Annotated in this window: 22 protein-coding genes and 2 rRNA genes (1 of these 24 cut by a window edge); 7 read left to right on the forward strand and 17 right to left on the reverse strand. The window is 36.5% G+C overall.

Features of this window, described 5'->3' with window-relative positions; genetic code table 11:
• Positions 1–3 precede the first annotated feature (3 nt).
• The 3 genes from ATHE_RS08445 to ATHE_RS08455 are packed head-to-tail and all read right to left on the reverse strand — an operon-like array spanning position 4 to position 2,479.
• Entirely contained in the window at positions 4–792 is a 789-nt protein-coding gene (locus ATHE_RS08445; protein ID WP_015908111.1) for an energy-coupling factor transporter transmembrane component T family protein, read from the reverse strand.
• On the reverse strand, positions 792–1,658 hold the full coding sequence (locus ATHE_RS08450; RefSeq protein ID WP_015908112.1) for an energy-coupling factor transporter ATPase: 867 nt from the start codon (positions 1,656–1,658) through the stop codon (positions 792–794). Before ATHE_RS08450 ends, ATHE_RS08445 begins: the two co-directional genes overlap by 1 nt.
• Complete coding sequence (locus ATHE_RS08455) at positions 1,643–2,479, reverse strand: energy-coupling factor transporter ATPase (protein ID WP_015908113.1); 837 nt, start codon at positions 2,477–2,479, stop codon at positions 1,643–1,645. The genes ATHE_RS08450 and ATHE_RS08455 overlap by 16 nt, the downstream gene beginning before the upstream one ends.
• 148 nt (positions 2,480–2,627) lie before the next feature.
• Between ATHE_RS08455 and ATHE_RS08460 the strand changes: the two genes are divergently transcribed.
• Positions 2,628–2,807, forward strand: coding sequence for a hypothetical protein (locus ATHE_RS08460; protein WP_013290205.1), 180 nt, complete (start codon positions 2,628–2,630; stop codon positions 2,805–2,807).
• Between the two features lie 61 nt (positions 2,808–2,868).
• Here the strand turns inward: ATHE_RS08460 and trpA are convergent, their stop codons facing one another.
• The 12 genes from trpA to ATHE_RS08520 all read right to left on the reverse strand — a co-directional run bounded on the left by trpA (position 2,869) and on the right by ATHE_RS08520 (position 13,245).
• Positions 2,869–3,639 carry a tryptophan synthase subunit alpha gene (gene trpA, locus ATHE_RS08465; protein ID WP_015908114.1) on the reverse strand — a complete coding sequence of 257 codons (771 nt, stop codon included), beginning with the start codon at positions 3,637–3,639 and terminating at the stop codon, positions 2,869–2,871.
• Positions 3,636–4,817 (reverse strand): tryptophan synthase subunit beta, encoded by a 1,182-nt coding sequence (gene trpB / locus ATHE_RS08470; RefSeq protein WP_015908115.1) that lies wholly within the window; start codon positions 4,815–4,817, stop codon positions 3,636–3,638. Before trpB ends, trpA begins: the two co-directional genes overlap by 4 nt.
• On the reverse strand, positions 4,810–5,424 hold the full coding sequence (locus ATHE_RS08475) for a phosphoribosylanthranilate isomerase (RefSeq protein WP_015908116.1): 615 nt from the start codon (positions 5,422–5,424) through the stop codon (positions 4,810–4,812). The genes trpB and ATHE_RS08475 overlap by 8 nt, the downstream gene beginning before the upstream one ends.
• Entirely contained in the window at positions 5,421–6,203 is a 783-nt protein-coding gene (gene trpC / locus ATHE_RS08480) for an indole-3-glycerol phosphate synthase TrpC (RefSeq protein WP_015908117.1), read from the reverse strand. The genes ATHE_RS08475 and trpC overlap by 4 nt, the downstream gene beginning before the upstream one ends.
• Before the next feature lie 6 nt (positions 6,204–6,209).
• Complete coding sequence (gene trpD, locus ATHE_RS08485; protein WP_015908118.1) at positions 6,210–7,220, reverse strand: anthranilate phosphoribosyltransferase; 1,011 nt, start codon at positions 7,218–7,220, stop codon at positions 6,210–6,212.
• The gene (locus tag ATHE_RS08490; RefSeq protein WP_015908119.1) at positions 7,201–7,812 is read right to left on the reverse strand and encodes an anthranilate synthase component II; all 612 of its coding nucleotides are present in this window, start codon (positions 7,810–7,812) and stop codon (positions 7,201–7,203) included. Before ATHE_RS08490 ends, trpD begins: the two co-directional genes overlap by 20 nt.
• On the reverse strand, positions 7,793–9,163 hold the full coding sequence (locus ATHE_RS08495; protein ID WP_015908120.1) for an anthranilate synthase component I family protein: 1,371 nt from the start codon (positions 9,161–9,163) through the stop codon (positions 7,793–7,795). The genes ATHE_RS08490 and ATHE_RS08495 overlap by 20 nt, the downstream gene beginning before the upstream one ends.
• Positions 9,164–9,326: 163 nt before the next feature.
• A complete protein-coding gene (locus tag ATHE_RS08500; RefSeq protein WP_015908121.1) occupies positions 9,327–10,391 on the reverse strand; it encodes a M24 family metallopeptidase in 1,065 nt (354 codons plus the stop codon).
• A 52-nt stretch (positions 10,392–10,443) separates the two neighbouring features.
• Positions 10,444–10,881 (reverse strand): type II 3-dehydroquinate dehydratase, encoded by a 438-nt coding sequence (gene aroQ, locus ATHE_RS08505; RefSeq protein ID WP_015908122.1) that lies wholly within the window; start codon positions 10,879–10,881, stop codon positions 10,444–10,446.
• Between the two features lie 9 nt (positions 10,882–10,890).
• Positions 10,891–11,751 carry a TIM barrel protein gene (locus ATHE_RS08510; RefSeq protein ID WP_015908123.1) on the reverse strand — a complete coding sequence of 287 codons (861 nt, stop codon included), beginning with the start codon at positions 11,749–11,751 and terminating at the stop codon, positions 10,891–10,893.
• On the reverse strand, positions 11,748–12,266 hold the full coding sequence (locus ATHE_RS08515; protein WP_015908124.1) for a shikimate kinase: 519 nt from the start codon (positions 12,264–12,266) through the stop codon (positions 11,748–11,750). The genes ATHE_RS08510 and ATHE_RS08515 overlap by 4 nt, the downstream gene beginning before the upstream one ends.
• A 130-nt stretch (positions 12,267–12,396) precedes the next feature.
• Positions 12,397–13,245 (reverse strand): hypothetical protein, encoded by an 849-nt coding sequence (locus ATHE_RS08520; protein WP_015908125.1) that lies wholly within the window; start codon positions 13,243–13,245, stop codon positions 12,397–12,399.
• A 175-nt stretch (positions 13,246–13,420) separates the two neighbouring features.
• On the opposite strand from ATHE_RS08520, the gene sigY reads away from it, so the two are divergent.
• From sigY to ATHE_RS08550, 6 genes are read left to right on the forward strand one after another with little or no spacing between them, the layout of a single operon-like run.
• A complete protein-coding gene (gene sigY / locus ATHE_RS08525; RefSeq protein ID WP_015908126.1) occupies positions 13,421–13,972 on the forward strand; it encodes an RNA polymerase sigma factor SigY in 552 nt (183 codons plus the stop codon).
• A complete protein-coding gene (locus ATHE_RS08530) occupies positions 13,953–14,351 on the forward strand; it encodes a hypothetical protein (protein WP_013430001.1) in 399 nt (132 codons plus the stop codon). Before sigY ends, ATHE_RS08530 begins: the two co-directional genes overlap by 20 nt.
• Positions 14,352–14,355: 4 nt before the next feature.
• On the forward strand, positions 14,356–14,652 hold the full coding sequence (locus tag ATHE_RS08535) for a hypothetical protein (protein ID WP_015908127.1): 297 nt from the start codon (positions 14,356–14,358) through the stop codon (positions 14,650–14,652).
• A gap of 16 nt (positions 14,653–14,668) precedes the next feature.
• Positions 14,669–14,875: a PLD nuclease N-terminal domain-containing protein gene (locus tag ATHE_RS08540; protein WP_015908128.1), complete on the forward strand. Its 207-nt coding sequence runs from the start codon at positions 14,669–14,671 to the stop codon at positions 14,873–14,875.
• Positions 14,868–15,803 (forward strand): ABC transporter ATP-binding protein, encoded by a 936-nt coding sequence (locus tag ATHE_RS08545; protein WP_015908129.1) that lies wholly within the window; start codon positions 14,868–14,870, stop codon positions 15,801–15,803. The genes ATHE_RS08540 and ATHE_RS08545 overlap by 8 nt, the downstream gene beginning before the upstream one ends.
• Positions 15,793–16,548 carry an ABC transporter permease gene (locus tag ATHE_RS08550; protein WP_015908130.1) on the forward strand — a complete coding sequence of 252 codons (756 nt, stop codon included), beginning with the start codon at positions 15,793–15,795 and terminating at the stop codon, positions 16,546–16,548. The genes ATHE_RS08545 and ATHE_RS08550 overlap by 11 nt, the downstream gene beginning before the upstream one ends.
• A 236-nt stretch (positions 16,549–16,784) precedes the next feature.
• Here the strand turns inward: ATHE_RS08550 and rrf are convergent.
• Together rrf and ATHE_RS08560 are read right to left on the reverse strand one after the other, a co-directional pair.
• Positions 16,785–16,901 (reverse strand): 5S ribosomal RNA (rrf, locus tag ATHE_RS08555).
• A gap of 73 nt (positions 16,902–16,974) precedes the next feature.
• Positions 16,975–17,915 (reverse strand): 23S ribosomal RNA (locus ATHE_RS08560); it runs 2,030 nt beyond the window's last position.

The following is a 17,915-nucleotide window of genomic DNA, read 5'->3' on the forward strand; positions in this document are numbered from 1 at the left end:
TTTTCACCTCACAACAATCGCAAGTATGATTAAAATCCCACATACAACAAACGAAATATAGTCAGGAATTCCAAACTCAAGTTTTTTGAGCTTTGTGCGACCTTCTGAACCTCTGTAGCAGCGCGCCTCCATCGCAATTGCAAGCTCATCTGCTCTTTTGAAAGCTGAAATAAAAAGTGGAATCAAAAGCGGCAAAAGCGACTTTGCTTTTTTTATTAATCCCCCTGTTTCAAAATCAGCACCTCTTGACATTTGAGCCTTCATAATCTTGTCAGCCTCTTCGTAGATGGTTGGTATAAACCTTAAGGCAATTGACATCATCATAGAGATTTCATGAACAGGAAATTTCACATTTTTTAGAGGTTTTAATAACACTTCCAGAGCATCTGTTATTTCAATTGGCGATGTTGTGAGAGTAAGAAGGCTTGTTGCAAAAATGAGCAGCAAAAGTCGAATTACTAAAAAGATAGAAAGTATAATACCTCTGTCGGTTATAACAAGCCCTAATATCTTTATCACAGGTTTTCCTTGAGTCATAAAAAGATTAAAAACTACTGTTATAAGGATTAATATAAATACAGGTTTTGTTCCGCGCAAAAGTATAAGCGGGTTTACTTTTGAGAGCAAAATCCATAGAAGTATTAAGGCAAACAAAAATATATATCCATAAAAGTTATTTACCACAAATATTGAGATACAAAAAAAGAATAGCACTATTATCTTTGTCCTTGGGTCAAGCCTGTGCACAAATGAATCTTTTTTTATATACTGACCAATCACAAAGTCAACCATTATAGCATTTCACCTTCTCTTTTGAATGCAAGATTTTTCACAATCATATCAGCAACATTTTCAATACTGTATTCAAACCTGTCAATCTTAAAACCCTTAAGTTTTAATCTGTGTTGGAGATAAAGAATGTCAGGTGGCAAAAGTCCACTTTTTTCAAGAAGCTCTATATTCTCAAAAGCCTGATGTTTGGGACCATCGAAATGAACTTTGCCTTTGCTCAGAATAATAACCCTCTCACTGAGCACTGCAACATCTTCTAAGCTGTGTGAAATCAAAATTATTGTCTTTTTTGCTTCTTTGTGAAGTCTTTCTATGATATTAAAAATCCTTTTTCGACCACGCATATCAAGCCCGGCTGTTGGTTCATCAAGAATTATACAATCTGGGTCCATTGCAAGTATTCCTGCAATTGCAACCCTTCGTTTTTGACCACCCGAAAGTTCAAACGGCGATTTTTCTAAAAGCTCTTTGGGTATCTCTAAAAGCTCACACACCTCTTTTACCCTTCTTTTTACTTCATCTTCAGAAAATCCAAGGTTTTGAGGACCAAACGCTATGTCTTTGTAAACTGTCTCCTCAAATAGCTGATATTCAGGGTATTGAAACACAAGCCCAACTCTTTTTCGAATTTCCTTTGCCTTCTTTTTATCCTTTGTATTTATACCATCAACAACAACATCACCTATCTGCGGCACCAAAAGCCCGTTCATCAGCTGAACCAAAGTAGATTTGCCCGAACCAGTTTTGCCAATAATTCCAATAAACTCTCCCTTTGTTATTGATAGGTTTATATTTTCAAGCGCCTTTTTTTCAAATGGTGTTTTGTAGCCATATATAAAGTCTACATTTTTCATTTCAATGAACATAAAAATCTCTCCATTTCGTCAACCGACCAGATTTCCTTATTAATCTTTACACCTCTTTTTCTAAGTTCAATTGAGAGCTTCAAAATTTGTGGCATGTCAAAACCCATCTCATAAAACCAGTCAAGCTTTAATAGCTCAAGAAAAGAACCATCAAACTTTATACGTCCTTTATCCAGCACAATGCTTCTTTGGCTCAAGATCATCTCGTCGATATTGTGTGTGACCAAAACAATGGTCTTTCTCTCTTCCTTATTAAGTCTCTGTATAGTAGCTATAACCTCTTTTCTTCCTTTTGGGTCAAGCATAGAGGTTGGCTCATCCAATATGATGCACTCTGGTTTCATCGCCAGAACACCAGCAATTGCAACCCTCTGTTTTTGCCCACCAGACAGTTTGTATGTGGCATGATTTTTATACTCTATCATTTCAACAGCCAAAAGTGCGCTATCAACAGCTTTTCTTATCTTTTCTCTCGGCATTCCTAAGTTTTCAGGTCCAAATGCAACATCTTCTTCAACAATTGATGCAACAAGCTGGTTGTCAGGGTTTTGAAATATATATCCGCACTTTCTTCTGATATTCCAGATTTTTTCTGTATCTTTTGTATTCATACCATCTACAATCACATCGCCTTTTTCTGGAATTAAAAGACCGTTTATTAGTTTTGCAAGGGTTGATTTGCCAGAACCATTTAGCCCCAATATCGCAACAAATTCTCCTCTTTCTATCTTAAGATTTATATCAATCAAAGCTGGTGTTTTTGTCCCATCAGAGCTTACATACGAAAAGCTCACATTTTTAAACTCTATAAAAGCGCTCATTTTACTTTTCTCCTTTTTGCCAAACTACATTCTATTATAGCAAAAATTTTTGGCCTTAAATATACATGTATTTTTGAAGTATCCCTGCATACATCGAACATATTAACGAAAAAGAGGGTATAATATATATTGGAAGGGGGGATTTGAAATGTTTTCTCCCAGGTGTGACATCTATTTTGATTACAACTTGATTAATTTAAAAGAATTCAACTTGCCAGTTGAACTTGAGAATCTTGAAGCAGAAGAGTTTTCAAAAATTGAGGAGACACCAAAGAAAATCAGTCGGCTTTTGAAAGAAAGTGAAAATACGGAGGCTTCTGTAAACTGAAGCGTAGCACGGTAGGAAGGTGAAAATATAAAAAGGGGATGTTTTTCGCATCCCCTTAAATTTATTTGTCTTTTAGACTTTCTGAGATTTCTTTCAAAAAATCTTCAAGTTTGTCTTTTCCTTCATCTATCTTTGTGATTATTGCACTTCCAATGACAATACCATCTGCAAGGTCTTTGAACTTTTGCACATCTTCTTTACTCTTTATACCAAATCCAACTGCTAAAGGTGTTGAGGTAACGGTTTTTAGTTCTTTTAGAAAAGTAAAAATCCTATCATCAATCTGCCCTTTGAAACCTGTCACACCTTTTCTTGAAACACAATACAAAAAACCACGGCTCTGCCTACCTATCATCTTGGCTCTCTCAAGAGAAGATATTGATACAAGGTCAATATAGACAATACCAAACTTTTCAGCTACTTCTTTGAACTCAAAGCTCTCTTCAAACGAAACATCTGGGATTATCACGCCATCCACACCGCAAGCTTTGCAACTTTCAAAAAATCTATCAATTCCCCTTTTGTAAACTGTGTTTGCATACAACATTAGCACAACCGGCTTATCTTTTTTAAACTTTTCAATGCTTTCAAAAAGGTGGCTCAATTTGACACCTTCACTGAGAGCTTTTATAGAAGCTTTTTGAATAATTTCTCCATCTGCAATAGGGTCAGAAAAAGGAAAACCAATCTCTAAAATGTCTACATATGAATATACAAGCTTTATAAACCAAAGTGTTTCTTCAAAAGTTGGATACCCAAACGTAACATAGCCTATGAAAGCTTTTTTTCCCTCTTTTTTTAGCCTTTCAAATCTTTCATCTATAAAATTCATAGTTCATCATCCTTCCAAAGCTCAAGGACTGTATTTATATCCTTATCACCTCTTCCAGAAAGGTTCACAACAACAATGTCACTGGTTTTGAACAGTCCCATCTTTGCCCTTTTAATAACCTCTCCAAGGGCATGGCTCGACTCCAGCGCTGGAATTATCCCTTCAAGCCTTGTAAGCAACAAAAATGCATCCACAGCTTCTTTATCAGTAGCCCCCACATACTCAACCCTTCCTGTCTCTTTCAAATACGCATGTTCTGGTCCAACACCCGGGTAGTCAAGTCCTGCTGAGATCGAATGTGTGTTTAGAATTTGCCCTTCTTCATCCTGTAAAATATACGTTTTAGCACCATGCAAGATTCCAACAGACCCACTACATAGCGTCGCAGCCGTTTTGCCTGTATGTATTCCCTCTCCTGCACCCTCAACACCAATAAGCTTTACCTCATGATCTTCCAAAAACGCTGAGAAGATACCAATTGCGTTAGAACCACCACCCACACACGCAAAGATATAGTCTGGAAGCCTTCCTTCAAGCTTTATTATCTGATCTTTTGTCTCTTTTCCAATCACACTCTGAAAGTATTTTACAATTGTTGGGAACGGATGAGGTCCTGCAGCTGTACCAAAAAGATAAAAGGTATATTCAAAGGTCTCGCTCCAGTCACGCATTGCCTCGTTTATTGCATCTTTTAATGTCTTGCTTCCCTTGCTAACTACTCTTACCTTACTGCCAAGCATTTTCATCCTCTGCACGTTATGAAACTGCCTTTTTGCATCCTCTTCACCCATAAATATCTCGCATTCCATCCCAAAAAGAGCAGCAACTGTAGCTGTTGCAACACCGTGCTGACCAGCTCCTGTCTCGGCAATAAGTCTTTTTTTACCCATATGCTTTGCCAAAAGTGCCTGGCCAATGCAGTTGTTTATCTTGTGTGCACCGGTGTGGTTCAGGTCTTCTCTTTTGAGATATATTTTGACTCCAAGATGCTCGCTCAAGTTTTTGGCAAAGTAAAGTGGCGATGGTCTTCCAACATAGTTTTTGAGATAGTACTCATATTCAGAGAGAAAATTTTCATCTTTCACAAGCTTGCAAAACTCTTCTTCTATCTCTAAAAGAGCTGGCATAAGAGTTTCTGGTGCATACATTCCACCAAACCTTCCAAAATACCTATCCATTTTTTGTTTCACCAACCTTGTATTTGTTTACCTTATCAATAATCTTTTTCATCTTTATAAAATCCTTGTAACCATCTGTCTCAATTCCTGAGCTGATGTCAATCCCAATTGGATTTAGATTTAGGTATTTATCTATATTTTCAGGTGTTATTCCACCCGCAATGATATAATCAAAGTCAGCAAGTTTTGCAACCTCTGTGATATCCAAACCACTGCCTTTGGGTCTGTCAAGAAGCACAAAGTCAGCTATTTCTGTATAGCGTTTAGCTTCTATTAAATCTTGTTGTCTTTCAACTTCAATAGCCTTTATGACCCTAAATCCAAGGTCTTTCAAATGCTTTATATATCCATAATTTTCTTTGCCGTGCAGCTGCACAAAGTCAAGTTGAAGATAAGTCGCTATTTTTATAACCTCTGATATGTTCTGGTCTTTAAAAACCCCCACTGATTTTATTGAAGGACTTTTTGTTAAAACCATCTCTTTTGCAAGGTCCTTTTCAACCTTTCTTGGACTTTGAGCAAATATTAAGCCTATCATATCAGGCTGAAGTTTATTGCACATCTCAATGTCAACAAGCCTCTTTAGCCCACAAAACTTTACTATCATATCCTATCACCAATTATTTCAAGCGGATTTTGCGATTTCATAAAAGATGTCCCTATCAAACATCCATCAATACCAAGTGAGAGAATATAGTCAAAATCCTCTTTTGTCTTAATTCCACTTTCGCTTATCACAGCAACTTCTTTTGGAATATACTTCAAAAGCCTTTCTGTCTTTGTTATGTCGATAGACAAATCATCCAGGTTTCTGTTGTTAATTCCTATGAGTTTTGCACCACACTTTAAAGCTTTTTCAATTTCATACTCATTTTCAACCTCAACAAGCGGGACAATATCAAGAATTTCTAAAATTTTGATGAATATTGCAAGCTGTTTCTCTGACAAAGCTTTTGTGATAAGCAAAGCTGCATCTGCGCCTATCATCTTTGTCTGGTAAAGCTGCCAGATATCAATGATAAAGTCTTTTCTTAACACGGGCAGAGATACCTCTTTTTTTACTTCCATCAAATCTTGTTCCGAACCCTTGAAAAAAAATCTTTCTGTCAAAACTGATATAGCAAAAAACCCTAAATTTTCATACATCTTTGCTATTGCTTTTGCATTGGCATCCTCTGATATTACACCCTCCGAAGGTGATGCTCTTTTTATTTCACCAATTATACAGAATTTATCTTTTTTGAATATTCTTTTGAACTTGTTTTCTAAATAGCCACCTTTAATCTTCTCAACTGCAAGTTTCTTCATTTTCTCAACAGGTATGAGATTTTTGCACCTTTCTACCTCTTCTTTTTTATAGCTCAAGATACGCTCAAGCACACTCATTTTTAATTACACTCCCGATTTATAAAACTGCCTAAGCTCTTTGAGCTTTAAATAAGCTTTTTTGCTCTCGATTGCTTTTGAGGAAAGCTTAATTCCTTCTTCAACATCTTTTGCAACCTCACAAATGTAAAGTGCAAATCCACAATTCAAAACAACAGCCCAAAAATAAGGCGACTTTTCTCCCTCAAGCACACTTATCAAAATCCTTGCATTTTCTTCAGGCGAAAAGCCTCTGATTGAGTTTGTATCAAATTTAATTCCATAGTCTTTTGGGTCAATATAATATTCTTTGATATTCTTGTCTTGTATCTCAAGCACCCTTGTCTTTTGAGAAATGGAAATCTCGTCAAGTCCGTCAAGACTATGTATGACAGCAGCTTTTTTTCTGTTACCTCTTAACACAGAAGCCACTTTATCCTGCGCATCAAAGCTGAATGTCCCAACAACCTGATATTTAAGTGGTACAGGGTTCAAAAGGGGACCTAAGATGTTAAAAACAGTTCTGATACCAAGTGATCTTCTTAAATTTGCAACCTTTTTCATAGCAGGATGATACAGTGGTGCAAATAAAAACGCAAAGTTGAGTTTCTCAAGCCCTTTTAAAATTTTATCTTCCTCAGCTTGAATATCAATTCCAAGTTTTTCTAAGATATCAGCTGAGCCTGAGTTGCTTGTAATGCTTCTGTTACCGTGTTTTGCTACTTTTACGTCAAAACAGCTAAGGACAATAGCTGCAGCTGTTGAGATGTTAAATGTGCCTTTTCCATCGCCACCTGTTCCACATGTATCAATTGTAGCTGGATGGTCAAAATTAAGTTTTTTTGCCTTGTCATAAAAAGCATCAACAAATGCCGAAATTTCTTTTTCTGTTTCACCCTTTGTTTTTAGCGCTGCCAAAAATGCGCCAAACTTTATCTCATCAAGTTCTCCTTCCAAGATGTTGTCAAGAAGATTTTTTACCTGGTCATATTCTAAATCCTTTTTGTTTGTCACAAGCTCAAGCACATCGATGAGCATCTTTTCCCACCCCATCATAGCATATTTCTAAAAAGTTTTGAATAATTGTCTCGCCATCAGGAGTCAGGATTGACTCAGGATGAAACTGAATCCCATAGACTCTCAAGTTATCATTTACCAAGGACATGACCTCATCATCTTCACTCACAGCAGCTATCTCAAGCTGTTTTAAAGACGAAGATTTCTCAACCACAAGTGAATGGTACCTTCCTGCAAAAAATCTCTCTGGCACACCTTTAAAAAGCCTGCTTCTTTTACCGCTTTCAAGCAAGTCAACCCTCGATCTCATTCCATGGTAAATTGTTTTTGCATGAGTAATTCGTGCCCCGAAACATTCTCCAATCACCTGATGACCAAGACACACACCCAAGATTGGAATACTACCCGCAAATGTATTTACAACCTCTTTGCTTACACCCGCATCTTTTGGACTGCCAGGACCTGGAGAAATTATTATACCCGCCGGATTTAACTTTTTTATTGTATCAACTGTAACCTTGTTGTTCCTGAACACCAAAACTTTTGTTTTGCTTGCAATCATCTGGTAAAGATTAAACGTAAAAGAGTCATAGTTATCTATTAACAATATCATCCTCATTCACCTCCATTATCCTCAAAAACGCTCTGAGCTTGGTCAAACACTCCTGATACTCATTCTCAGGCACTGACAAATTTACAATTCCCGCACCACTTTGAAGCTTGATAATGCTTTCCTTTTTGTCCTTCACAGCCATTCTTATAGCTATGGCAAGGTCAAACTGGTCTTTGTAGATATATCCAATTGCTCCTCCGTAAAGATCTCTTCTCTGCCTTTCGTACTTTTCAATTAGCTGCATAGCTCTTATCTTGGGTGCGCCGGTCAGCGTCCCGGCCGGAAAAACAGATAGTATCGTTTTTGTGAGGCTCTTTTCTTCAAGTTCACCTGTAACAACTGAATATATATGAATGAGATTATAAAGCCTTTTTATTCTCAAGTACTCTTCTACTTTTACAGTCCCGGGTTTTGAAATCCTTCCAAGATCATTTCGCGCAAGGTCAACAAGCATGACATGTTCACTTATCTCTTTCTTGTCTTTCAGTATCTCAATCTTTTTCTGGGCAACATCATCGCCTTCGTTTATCCTGTACGTTCCTGCAATTGGAAATGTCTTTACTGTGTTTCCTTTTTTCTTTATAAGAGTCTCTGGCGAAAAACAAATCACTTGGCTTTCTTCATTGTTTATCACAATGCTGTACTCTGAAGGATTTCTCTCTTTCATTGTGTAAAAAAGATGGTTTGTTGATATATTGCTTTTGACCAATATTATCTGAGACAGAACAATCTGAAAAATCTCACCATTTCTGATATCCTCTTTTGCCTGCTTGACTGTGCTGATAAAGTACTCTTTTGGTGTTGAAAAGACCACATTGCTTTTTACATCAAACAAACTTCTCTGGTACCTCTTAAAATCTACCTCTGCATCTTTTTCAGATTCCTTGCTCACCAAAAGAGTTTTCTTGCCTGTAAGTTTATCAACAAGTACATTTTTTCTGTAAACATTTAGAACTATATAGGGACTGTCAGCAGAATATATGTCTTCTAACAAATTTACTGCATGATAGTTAAATTGACAGGTGATATAAGCATTCTTTTGAATTAAGATTTCCAATATGCTATCAAGCATTGCAGAAACATCGCCATAGAAAACATCTATAGTCCCTTCAAAATCAATCTCGGTCCTGTCATGGTAAACTGTGATACATAACAACCTATCAGTGCAAAATGCTGCCATCTGGGAATTTTCAAAGAAAAAGAAATCCCCCTCGATTGAATCAAAATCTATATTTGATAGGTCAATTGAATCGTTTGAATATTCTTCAAAGAAAGGTATACTATTTCTAATATCATGATAACAAAAAAGCCCCGATGAGCTATCGGGGCGCACGTTTGCCACCTTTTCCATTTTACAGCTCATCTCCTCTCATCTCTTCTATTCTCTTCTCATCTCATCTCTTCTAAGCTTTTTATAAGCTCAAAAAATATGATCTTTCTAACCTCTCTAAAGCCTAAAGCTATTCTTATTTTTAAGTATATCAGAAAACTTCTCATCTGACAATACCAAATTTCTAAATTACAATTAGCTCCTTTGTCGACTTTGTCAAAATCTCACATCCACCACTTTTCACAACAACTATATCTTCTATCCTCACACCTCCAAAATCCTCAATATAAATGCCCGGCTCTATCGTTACAACCATATTTTCTTCTAAAACCATCTCAGACTTTGGTGAAAGCCTTGGAAGTTCGTGAATTTCAAGTCCAACACCATGTCCCAAAGAGTGTCCAAACTTTTCCATATAACCAAAAGAGCCTATATAGTCACGGGCAATCTTGTCAACTTCGTTTGCCTTTAAGCCCTCTTTTATAAACTCTTCTGCCTTTTGCTGAGCTTCCTTTACTATATGGTATACCTTTACCATCTGACTTTCCACTTTCCCTACAAATACCGTCCTTGTCATATCAGACATGTAGCCGTCAAAGTTGCATCCAAAGTCAATTGTAACAGTATCGCCAGCTTCAATCTTTTTGTCTGTTGCGACGCCGTGGGGCAAAGAGCTTCTTTTCCCAGAGGCAACTATAGGTTCAAATGAAAAGCCTTTTGCACCGTTTTTCAGTATAAAGTAGTTGAGCTCTGCAACCACGTCATTTTCTGAAATACCCGGCTTTATGAACTTTAAGATGTGCTCAAATGCTCTGTCAGCAATCTCAACAGCTTTTTTTATTTTCTCTATCTCTTCATCATCTTTAACAGCTCTTATTTCATCCAAAGAAAACGAAAGTGCACATACCCTGTGTTCAAGCTTTTCTTTCATCTCACTCACAAACAAAAACGGCAGATGATACCCTTCAATAAAAAGCTTTGAAATGTTATGCGATACCATCAAGTCTTTTATAGTATCATAAAGTTTTCCTTTGTAGTCAACAACTTCAAATTCAGTTGCTTCTTTTTTTGCCTGCTCGGTATACCTAAAGTCTGTCAGAAGATACTTTGCTCCTTCTCTTGTAATAAGCAGGAAGCTTTCATCGCCTTTGAAATTGCTAAGGTATCTGACATTTTCTTTTTTGGACACAAAAACTGCTTCGATACTCTCATCTCTTTTGAACAGTTTTTCAACTCTTGTGCTAACCATTGCCAAAGCTTTGCTCCTTTCTAAAATTTAGAATAACAACTGCAGCATTAATTTAGTCTAAAATTTCTTTCAAAGCATAAAGTGCTATTATATAGCTTTTGATGCCAAAACCTGAGATTTGACCTGTGCAAGCAGGAGCAATCACACTTTTGTGTCTGAACTCCTCTCTTGCATGAATGTTGGAAATGTGCACTTCAATCGTGGGAATGTTTACAGCTTTTATTGCATCATGGATTGCATAGCTATAGTGAGTATAAGCACCTGGGTTTATTATAATAGCATCAACCTTTTCAAAATATGCTCTATGGATTTTATCTATTATTTCTCCTTCATGGTTTGATTGAAAAAACTCAACTTCAAATCCAAGTTCCTGTGCTTTTCGTGAAATAGATTTGAGGACATCTTCGTATGATACGCTGCCATATATATTTTTTTCTCTTATTCCAAGAAGATTAAGATTTGGGCCGTTTATGACCAAGACCTTTTTCATGGTAAATATTCACATCCTCTTTTCCAAAGTCTCTTGATATATTTTTTTTAGAACAAGAGCATCCTCTGCCATATAGTCTTTTGATTCACAGATTATCACAGGTTCAAGCTTTAGCTTGCAAAGAGCCTCTGCCAGTGGTTCAAAGTCAGGCTCAAACTGTTTGTCTTCATAGTTCCAGTGTTTTTTCTCACCCTGTGATGTATATTCTATCCTGCTAAAATGGCTGTGAAAATATTTCATCCTCTCATATCCAAGCTGGTCAATAAATTTCTTGAGTAAATTTTCAAAATCCTCTTCTGTCTTCAAGCTGCCGCCTTCGAAAGCATTTATGTGCCCAAAATCAATGGTTGGAAGCAGCATCTCGTCCATTTTGCAAATTTCTATTATCTCATCGCTACTGCCAAGATTGTTTTTCTTTCCCATTGTTTCCGGACACAAAAAAATTCCATCTACATGCATTTCTTTTAACACATTTACAACTTCCAATATTGCTTTTTTGGCTGTTTCAAAAGCCAAGCTTCTTTTTACCTTTGCGCACGAACCGGGATGAAATACAATCCTTTGCGCTTTCATCTCCTTTGCAACTTCTACACATTCATAGATGTACTCTTTTGACTTTTGCAGCTTTTCTTCTTCTTGGCTGCCAAAGTTTATATAGTAAGGTGCGTGGATGGAGACAAGTATATCGTACTTTTGCGCTTCCTGACCAATCTGTCTTGCCTTTTCTTTCGAAATATTCACCCCTTTGTTACACTGGTACTCATAAGCAGAAAGACCTATTGATTTTAGCCACTTTGGCGCATCAACGCTTGATTTATAACCAGCATCGTAAAAACTCTGAGAGTTTCCTGCAGGACCAAATCTTATCATCTTTTACTCTCCTTTGCTAAGTGAATTGAAATTATCTTTTCTGCTGCAAGCTCTGGAGTGAGTATGTCTGTGTTTATTTCAAAATCGCAGTTTTTATAAAATGGCATTCTCATGTTCAAAAGCCTGATGATGTTGCTGAGCTTATCACCATTTTTCAAGAGAGGTCTTGTATCATCGTCTTTTAGCCTTTTGAGAATACTTTCGGCTGGGGCATACAAAAAATATATTACCCCGTTTTCTCTCAAAAGCTTTACGTTTTCGGGATTTAAAACAACTCCTCCACCTGTTGAGATAACAACATTTTCAAGCTTTGAAACTCTCTCAATTACCTTTGTTTCGACCTCTCTGAATTTTTTCTCACCGTGCACTTCAAATATCTTGTCAATTGTCATACCAAACTCTTTTATTACCTCTGAGTCTGTGTCAATAAGCTCTATATCGAGTTTTTCGGCAATTAATTTTCCTATGGTTGTTTTACCACTTCCCATAAAACCTGTGAGCACAATATTTTTCATGTGAATACCTTTCCTTTTTTGTACGAATTATAGGGTAAGAGTTTGTATCTATTATATCATAAATTTTTGCCATTGAAAAAATAAAAGACCATTCTCATGAATGGCCTTTTGGTTATTAACTTTAATTATTTTACTGTCCCTGAGCTTTCACAATGTCAATGCAGTTTATAAAATCTTTCAACATTGCCCATCCAAGCAAACCTTTTTCGGTCTTTATCATATACCAATCGTACATCTTGTTGTTCTTCTTTGATTGGTCCTTAAACCAGTTCGAAGGATCGCATTGTACTATCTCTATTTTTTCACCCTTTTTTGTTGTGGTGAGCTTAGTTTTCTGTTCTCTGTACGAATATAACACAAAAGGTCTTTTAACATATGCAAACACCCCAACATAGTAAAGCTCTTGCGGAGAAAGTTTTAAAGTTCGCACGCCAGATGCATTCTGATCCAAAATGTATCTTTCTTTTTTCACCCAGAAATCCATATTCCTTTCAATAATGACCTCTTTATTCCCATCGATGATTGGTTTTGAATCAGTATTAAGAAGTTCTTTTAAAACTTTACCGTTATATTCTAATATAATATACTTTTCAACCTTGTTTGATCTGTAATGTAGCAAGATCTCCTTGTATCCATCACTGCTGTCAATATCTACAATCTCAGTTCCAATTACCTGCAAAATGTTTTCTTTTGGTTGATAAAGCACATTGTTTACACTTAGCACATATTTTTTCAGGTTTTTATCAAGCCAAATACTTACTGTATCTATCTGCGCATCTGAGTTCAAATCAATCTGCTGCTGGAAAACTAATTCTCTCTGGATATTTTGTTTTGCAGATTTTGAAGTTTTTTGACCTGAAGCCGGCAACTTGTTTAAATTTTTAGCGCTTGCTGCCATAAACAAGCTTTCGATAATAAGGACTATTATTAGTGAAATTATAAGTAATATCAGAGCTTTTGTTATTATTCTTTTGAGCATTCTTACTCATCCTTTACATAATATCTGTCCTTCTAATTATAATCATACTCCATCAAAAAAGGGGTATCAATACTGATAAGCAAATTTACAAGATTTTTTAATATTTTTGTAATCCAAATCACTTTGAACTTTTTTGCAATCAATAGCGTTTAATTTATAGCAGGAGTGATAGGTAGTGGATGAAAAAAGGTTAATAGAAGAGGCAAAGAAAGGAAACAAAGAAGCTCTCTACAAGCTCATTGAAAATAACTTAAATATTCTCTCAGGTTTTGTGACGAAGATGACTCAAGATTATCATTTTGCCCAGGATGTTGTGCAAGAAACACTTTTACGAGCTATCATGAACATAGATAAGTTCTCACCAGATGCAAAGTTTTCAACATGGCTTATAAAAATCTCTATAAATGTGTACAAGGACTTTTTAAGAAAAAATAAAAGATATACCTACTTAGATGACTCATACAAAGATTATATGCAGGACGTAGAACATGCTGCCATATCAAACAGTGAATACAAAGACATCTGTAGTGCTATTTTGTCGCTTGACTATAAATTCAGGGCTGTTTTTATTCTAAAACATTTTTATGGATATAAATACAAAGAAATTGCCAAAATTTTGAACTGTCCTGTCGGGACAGTAAGGTCAAGGCTCCATTTTGCCATAAAGTTTCTGATAAAAGAGCTTGAAAAGAAAGGAGTGCTGGAAAGTGAAAGCAAAAAAGAATGAGAAAATTCAAGATTTAACTATTGATAAATACTATGAAGAATTAGAAAATGAAGCTTTAGAAAAATTAGATTTTAATAGTGCTTTGCTTGAAAAGCTAATACTTTTAAAAAACAAACTTGAACCTATGAATGAATCTCCTTTGGTAAAGATAGATATCCAGAAAGTCATTGAAGATGCAATAGAAGCAAAAGCCAAAAAGCAGGAAAAGGTTAATCTTCTATTATTCATTTTATTGAGTTTCCTTGTCTTTTCCATTTATATTTTGCTAATTAACATCAATGGTTTTGGATTTTTTGTAAGGCTTCAGATGCTCTTCGGAACGCTGATTCCATGGATTTTAATCCCTGCATCATTGATATTCTCAAAAGGAAAGGTGTGAGAACATGAAGATTAATAAAACATTTATATTTTTTTTCATCACTGCTATCGTTTGCTTGAGCTTTTTGCTTTTTTTGGTCCAGCAGTTTTCTGATGAGAAAATACCACTGGGTCTTCTGTTAATTTTATTCTCCTTACTGATGGCTCAGGCTGTGTATATATTCTTCGATGCTAAAAACAGAGGCGAAAAATACTATTTCCTCTGGGGACTATTTGGACTTCTGAACTTCCCCAGCAGTCTTATAATATATCTTCTTATCACGAGGGTAATTTTAAAAGATAAAAATAGAAAAACTTACTGAAAAGGAGTGTTTTGGAATGCTCGGAAATATGGATATGGAAGAAATGCTAAAATTACTTGCACCTGTAATTGTTCTGCAGTTTGTTCTTATGATTTTCTGTCTTGTTAAGTTGAAAAATGACAAAGTAAAATACCTTCCAAAATGGACATGGGCACTAATAATAATTATTTTCAACTTTGTAGGTCCTATAGTTTACCTGCTACTCGGAAGAGAGCGTGATTAGTTTGTTGAAAGTAATAAATCTTCACAAAAGCTTTGGAAAGGTAAAAGCTTTAAAAGGCATATCATTTGAAGTACAACCTGCTACTGTTCATGGTTTTCTTGGACCAAATGGAGCAGGTAAGACAACCACAATGAAAATTCTTTCTGGACTAATTAGTTTTGATGAAGGATCAATCTTATTTGAGAATCTTAATTATAAGACAAACAAAAATGCCATAGTGAAACAAATTGGATTCCTTCCTCAAAATCCTGTATTCTACGGTTATCTCACACCAGTTGAGTATTTAAACTTAATAGGACAAATTTGCAATTTTGAAAGTAGAACTATTCAAAAGAGGACTGAAGAAGTTCTTGAGATTGTAAAACTTTCAAACGTTTCTAAAAGAAAAATCTCAACTTTTTCGGGTGGAATGCTTCAAAGGCTTGGAATAGCTGTCGCAATATTTAATAAGCCTAAACTATTGCTTCTTGATGAACCGACTGCTTCTTTAGACCCAGAAGGAAGAGCTGAAGTGTTAGAACATATAAAATCTTTGAAAGAAGAAGGAATCACTGTCTTCTTCTCAACACATATATTGAACGACGTAGAGAGAATATGCGACTATGTCACTATATTACATGAAGGCAAAGTAATTGTAAGTAGTAGTTTAGAAAACCTCCAAAAACGATACATTCAACCTATTTTTTGTGTTGAGTTTGAAAGTATACCCGAAAATTTTAAAGATAGATTATCTAAAGTTTCTTATATTCAAAAGATTGATATTGATAATTATGGAAAGGTTTCTATTTTCGTTAACAATATTGAATATGCTAAAATAGATTTAATTAAAATTTTATCACAGTTTGAAACACCTATTTTGTCATTTTATTTGAGAAAGCCTTCACTGGAAGACATATTTATAAAGGTGGTAGATAAAAGTGACATTTAAAGCGTATTTTAGAAAAGAATTTGTTGAAGGAATAAGGCAGTACAGATATCTCATTTTCGCAATAGGTATAATATTGTTTGCCATTTTAGATCCAATAATGCTAAAACTTCTTCCATCTTTTATTAGTAACAAAATTCCCAACAATTTAATAACTCGGCTATTCAAATTTAACCCAAGAGATGCTTTGGCAAACTATATTAAAGATCTCTTTCAGATAAGTACGCTGTTTATAATATTCTCTAACGCTGGCAGTATAAATGAAGAAATCTATTCTCAAAAAATTGTTTTACCCTTCTCAAAAGGGGCAAATAAAATTCAAATTGTACTTGCAAAGTATTTTAATACTGCAATTGCAATCTGCTTTTTTCTGTTTATCGGTCTAACACTCAATCAATATTATGCTAACCTTTTATTTGAAGGACAAAAACTATCTTTTTCACATATAATTTGTGTTTTTTATCTTTTGTGTATTTATTATTTGTTTGTAATTTCACTTACATTGTTTTTTAGCAGTCTCACAAAGAAAAATATTACAGCAGGAATTTTAACATGCACATTTGTGTATTCCGCAGCATTTATTTCTCAGTTTGAAAAACTTAAAAAATTCAGTCCATACAATTTAATCTTACTCACAAATAATGATAATCTGCAAAATGCAACAGAAACAATTATTATTTCTATTCTTTTAACCATTTTGTTTTTGCTTATAACTATTGTTCAATTCAATAACTTGGAAGTAAATTGAATTTTTTATTATTTGCAAAACAACAAAAATTTTTTCTGTTTAAAGAACTGTCCAAAAAATAATCGGATAGTCATTTTTGCTTTAAAACAATTTATTACAGATAAAATTATACTTGTAATATTACAATTTAAAGTTTTTCTTTCAAATCAGCCTTCTTTATTGACTTTTTTAAGTTATCAAAATGATTGGTATTCATTTTATTGTTAAAAGATTAACGATACTAAACAAAATAAAAAATCCGGCAGCCACCTACTTTCCCGTGCCGTCTCCAGCACAGTATCATCGGCGTTGCGAGGCTTAACTTCCGTGTTCGGAATGGGAACGGGTGTTTCCCTCGCTCTTTCGCCACCGGATTTGTCAGCTTATTCATTTTCTTCAGCAGCTTTTTAAGCAGCCTCGCAAGTGAATAGGGAGAAAGCTAATCTTTCGGTCAAGCTCCTCGGGCCATTAGTACCGCCTTGCTCAACGCCTCACAGCGCTTACACATGCGGCCTATCTACCTGGTAGTCTCCCAGGACCCTTACCACCTTTGAGGTGTGGGGTATCTCATCTTGGGGTGGGCTTCACGCTTAGATGCTTTCAGCGTTTATCCCATCCGGACTTGGCTTCCCAGCCGTGCCCCTGGCGGAACAACTGGTAAACCAGCGGTCCGTCCAACCCGGTCCTCTCGTACTAGGGTCAGCTCCCCTCAAATACCCTGCGCCCGCGGCGGATAAGGACCGAACTGTCTCACGACGTTCTGAACCCAGCTCACGTACCGCTTTAATGGGCGAACAGCCCAACCCTTGGGACCTACTTCAGCCCCAGGATGCGATGAGCCGACATCGAGGTGCCAAACCTCCCCGTCGATGTGGACTCTCGGGGGAGATCAGCCTGTTATCCCCGGGGTAACTTTTATCCGTTGAGCGACGGCTCTCCCACTCGAAAACCGCCGGATCACTAAGCCCGACTTTCGTCCCTGCTCGAGATGTCTCTCTCACAGTCAAGCCACCTTACCGCCTTTGCACTCCTACCGCACGATTTCCATCCGTGCTGAGGTGACCTTTGGGCGCCTCCGTTACCTTTTAGGAGGCGACCGCCCCAGTCAAACTGCCCACCTGACAGTGTCCCATCACTCGGTTCAGAGTGTCTGGTTAGTGCCCCAGTGCACCCAGAGTGGTATCCCACCGGCGGCTCCATGGAGGCTGGCGCCCCCACTTCTCTGCCTCCCACCTATCCTGTACAGGACACACCAGAACACAGTGCCAGGCTGCAGTAAAGCTCCACGGGGTCTTTCTGTCCAACCGCGGGTAACCAGCGTCTTCACTGGTACCACAATTTCGCCGGGCACACCGCCAAGACAGCGCCCAAGTCGTTACGCCATTCGT

This window comes from Caldicellulosiruptor bescii DSM 6725 (genome assembly GCF_000022325.1).
Lineage (GTDB): Bacteria > Bacillota > Thermoanaerobacteria > Caldicellulosiruptorales > Caldicellulosiruptoraceae > Caldicellulosiruptor > Caldicellulosiruptor bescii.

Coding starts and splice junctions, on each gene's coding strand:
- trpA (WP_015908114.1), bottom strand. CDS start 3,639: ATGAATTTTATAGATGAAAGATTTGAAAGGCTAAAAAAAGAGGGAAAA.
- ATHE_RS08460 (WP_013290205.1), top strand. CDS start 2,628: ATGTTTTCTCCCAGGTGTGACATCTATTTTGATTACAACTTGATTAAT.
- trpB (WP_015908115.1), bottom strand. CDS start 4,817: ATGGATAGGTATTTTGGAAGGTTTGGTGGAATGTATGCACCAGAAACT.
- aroQ (WP_015908122.1), bottom strand. CDS start 10,881: ATGAAAAAGGTCTTGGTCATAAACGGCCCAAATCTTAATCTTCTTGGA.
- ATHE_RS08450 (WP_015908112.1), bottom strand. CDS start 1,658: ATGTTCATTGAAATGAAAAATGTAGACTTTATATATGGCTACAAAACA.
- ATHE_RS08520 (WP_015908125.1), bottom strand. CDS start 13,245: ATGCTCAAAAGAATAATAACAAAAGCTCTGATATTACTTATAATTTCA.
- ATHE_RS08510 (WP_015908123.1), bottom strand. CDS start 11,751: ATGATAAGATTTGGTCCTGCAGGAAACTCTCAGAGTTTTTACGATGCT.
- trpD (WP_015908118.1), bottom strand. CDS start 7,220: ATGCTCATCGATGTGCTTGAGCTTGTGACAAACAAAAAGGATTTAGAA.
- ATHE_RS08495 (WP_015908120.1), bottom strand. CDS start 9,163: ATGGAAAAGGTGGCAAACGTGCGCCCCGATAGCTCATCGGGGCTTTTT.
- ATHE_RS08475 (WP_015908116.1), bottom strand. CDS start 5,424: ATGATAGTAAAGTTTTGTGGGCTAAAGAGGCTTGTTGACATTGAGATG.
- ATHE_RS08490 (WP_015908119.1), bottom strand. CDS start 7,812: ATGATATTGTTAATAGATAACTATGACTCTTTTACGTTTAATCTTTAC.
- ATHE_RS08500 (WP_015908121.1), bottom strand. CDS start 10,391: ATGGTTAGCACAAGAGTTGAAAAACTGTTCAAAAGAGATGAGAGTATC.
- ATHE_RS08445 (WP_015908111.1), bottom strand. CDS start 792: ATGGTTGACTTTGTGATTGGTCAGTATATAAAAAAAGATTCATTTGTG.
- ATHE_RS08515 (WP_015908124.1), bottom strand. CDS start 12,266: ATGAAAAATATTGTGCTCACAGGTTTTATGGGAAGTGGTAAAACAACC.
- ATHE_RS08540 (WP_015908128.1), top strand. CDS start 14,669: ATGCTCGGAAATATGGATATGGAAGAAATGCTAAAATTACTTGCACCT.
- ATHE_RS08535 (WP_015908127.1), top strand. CDS start 14,356: ATGAAGATTAATAAAACATTTATATTTTTTTTCATCACTGCTATCGTT.
- trpC (WP_015908117.1), bottom strand. CDS start 6,203: ATGAGTGTGCTTGAGCGTATCTTGAGCTATAAAAAAGAAGAGGTAGAA.
- ATHE_RS08455 (WP_015908113.1), bottom strand. CDS start 2,479: ATGAGCGCTTTTATAGAGTTTAAAAATGTGAGCTTTTCGTATGTAAGC.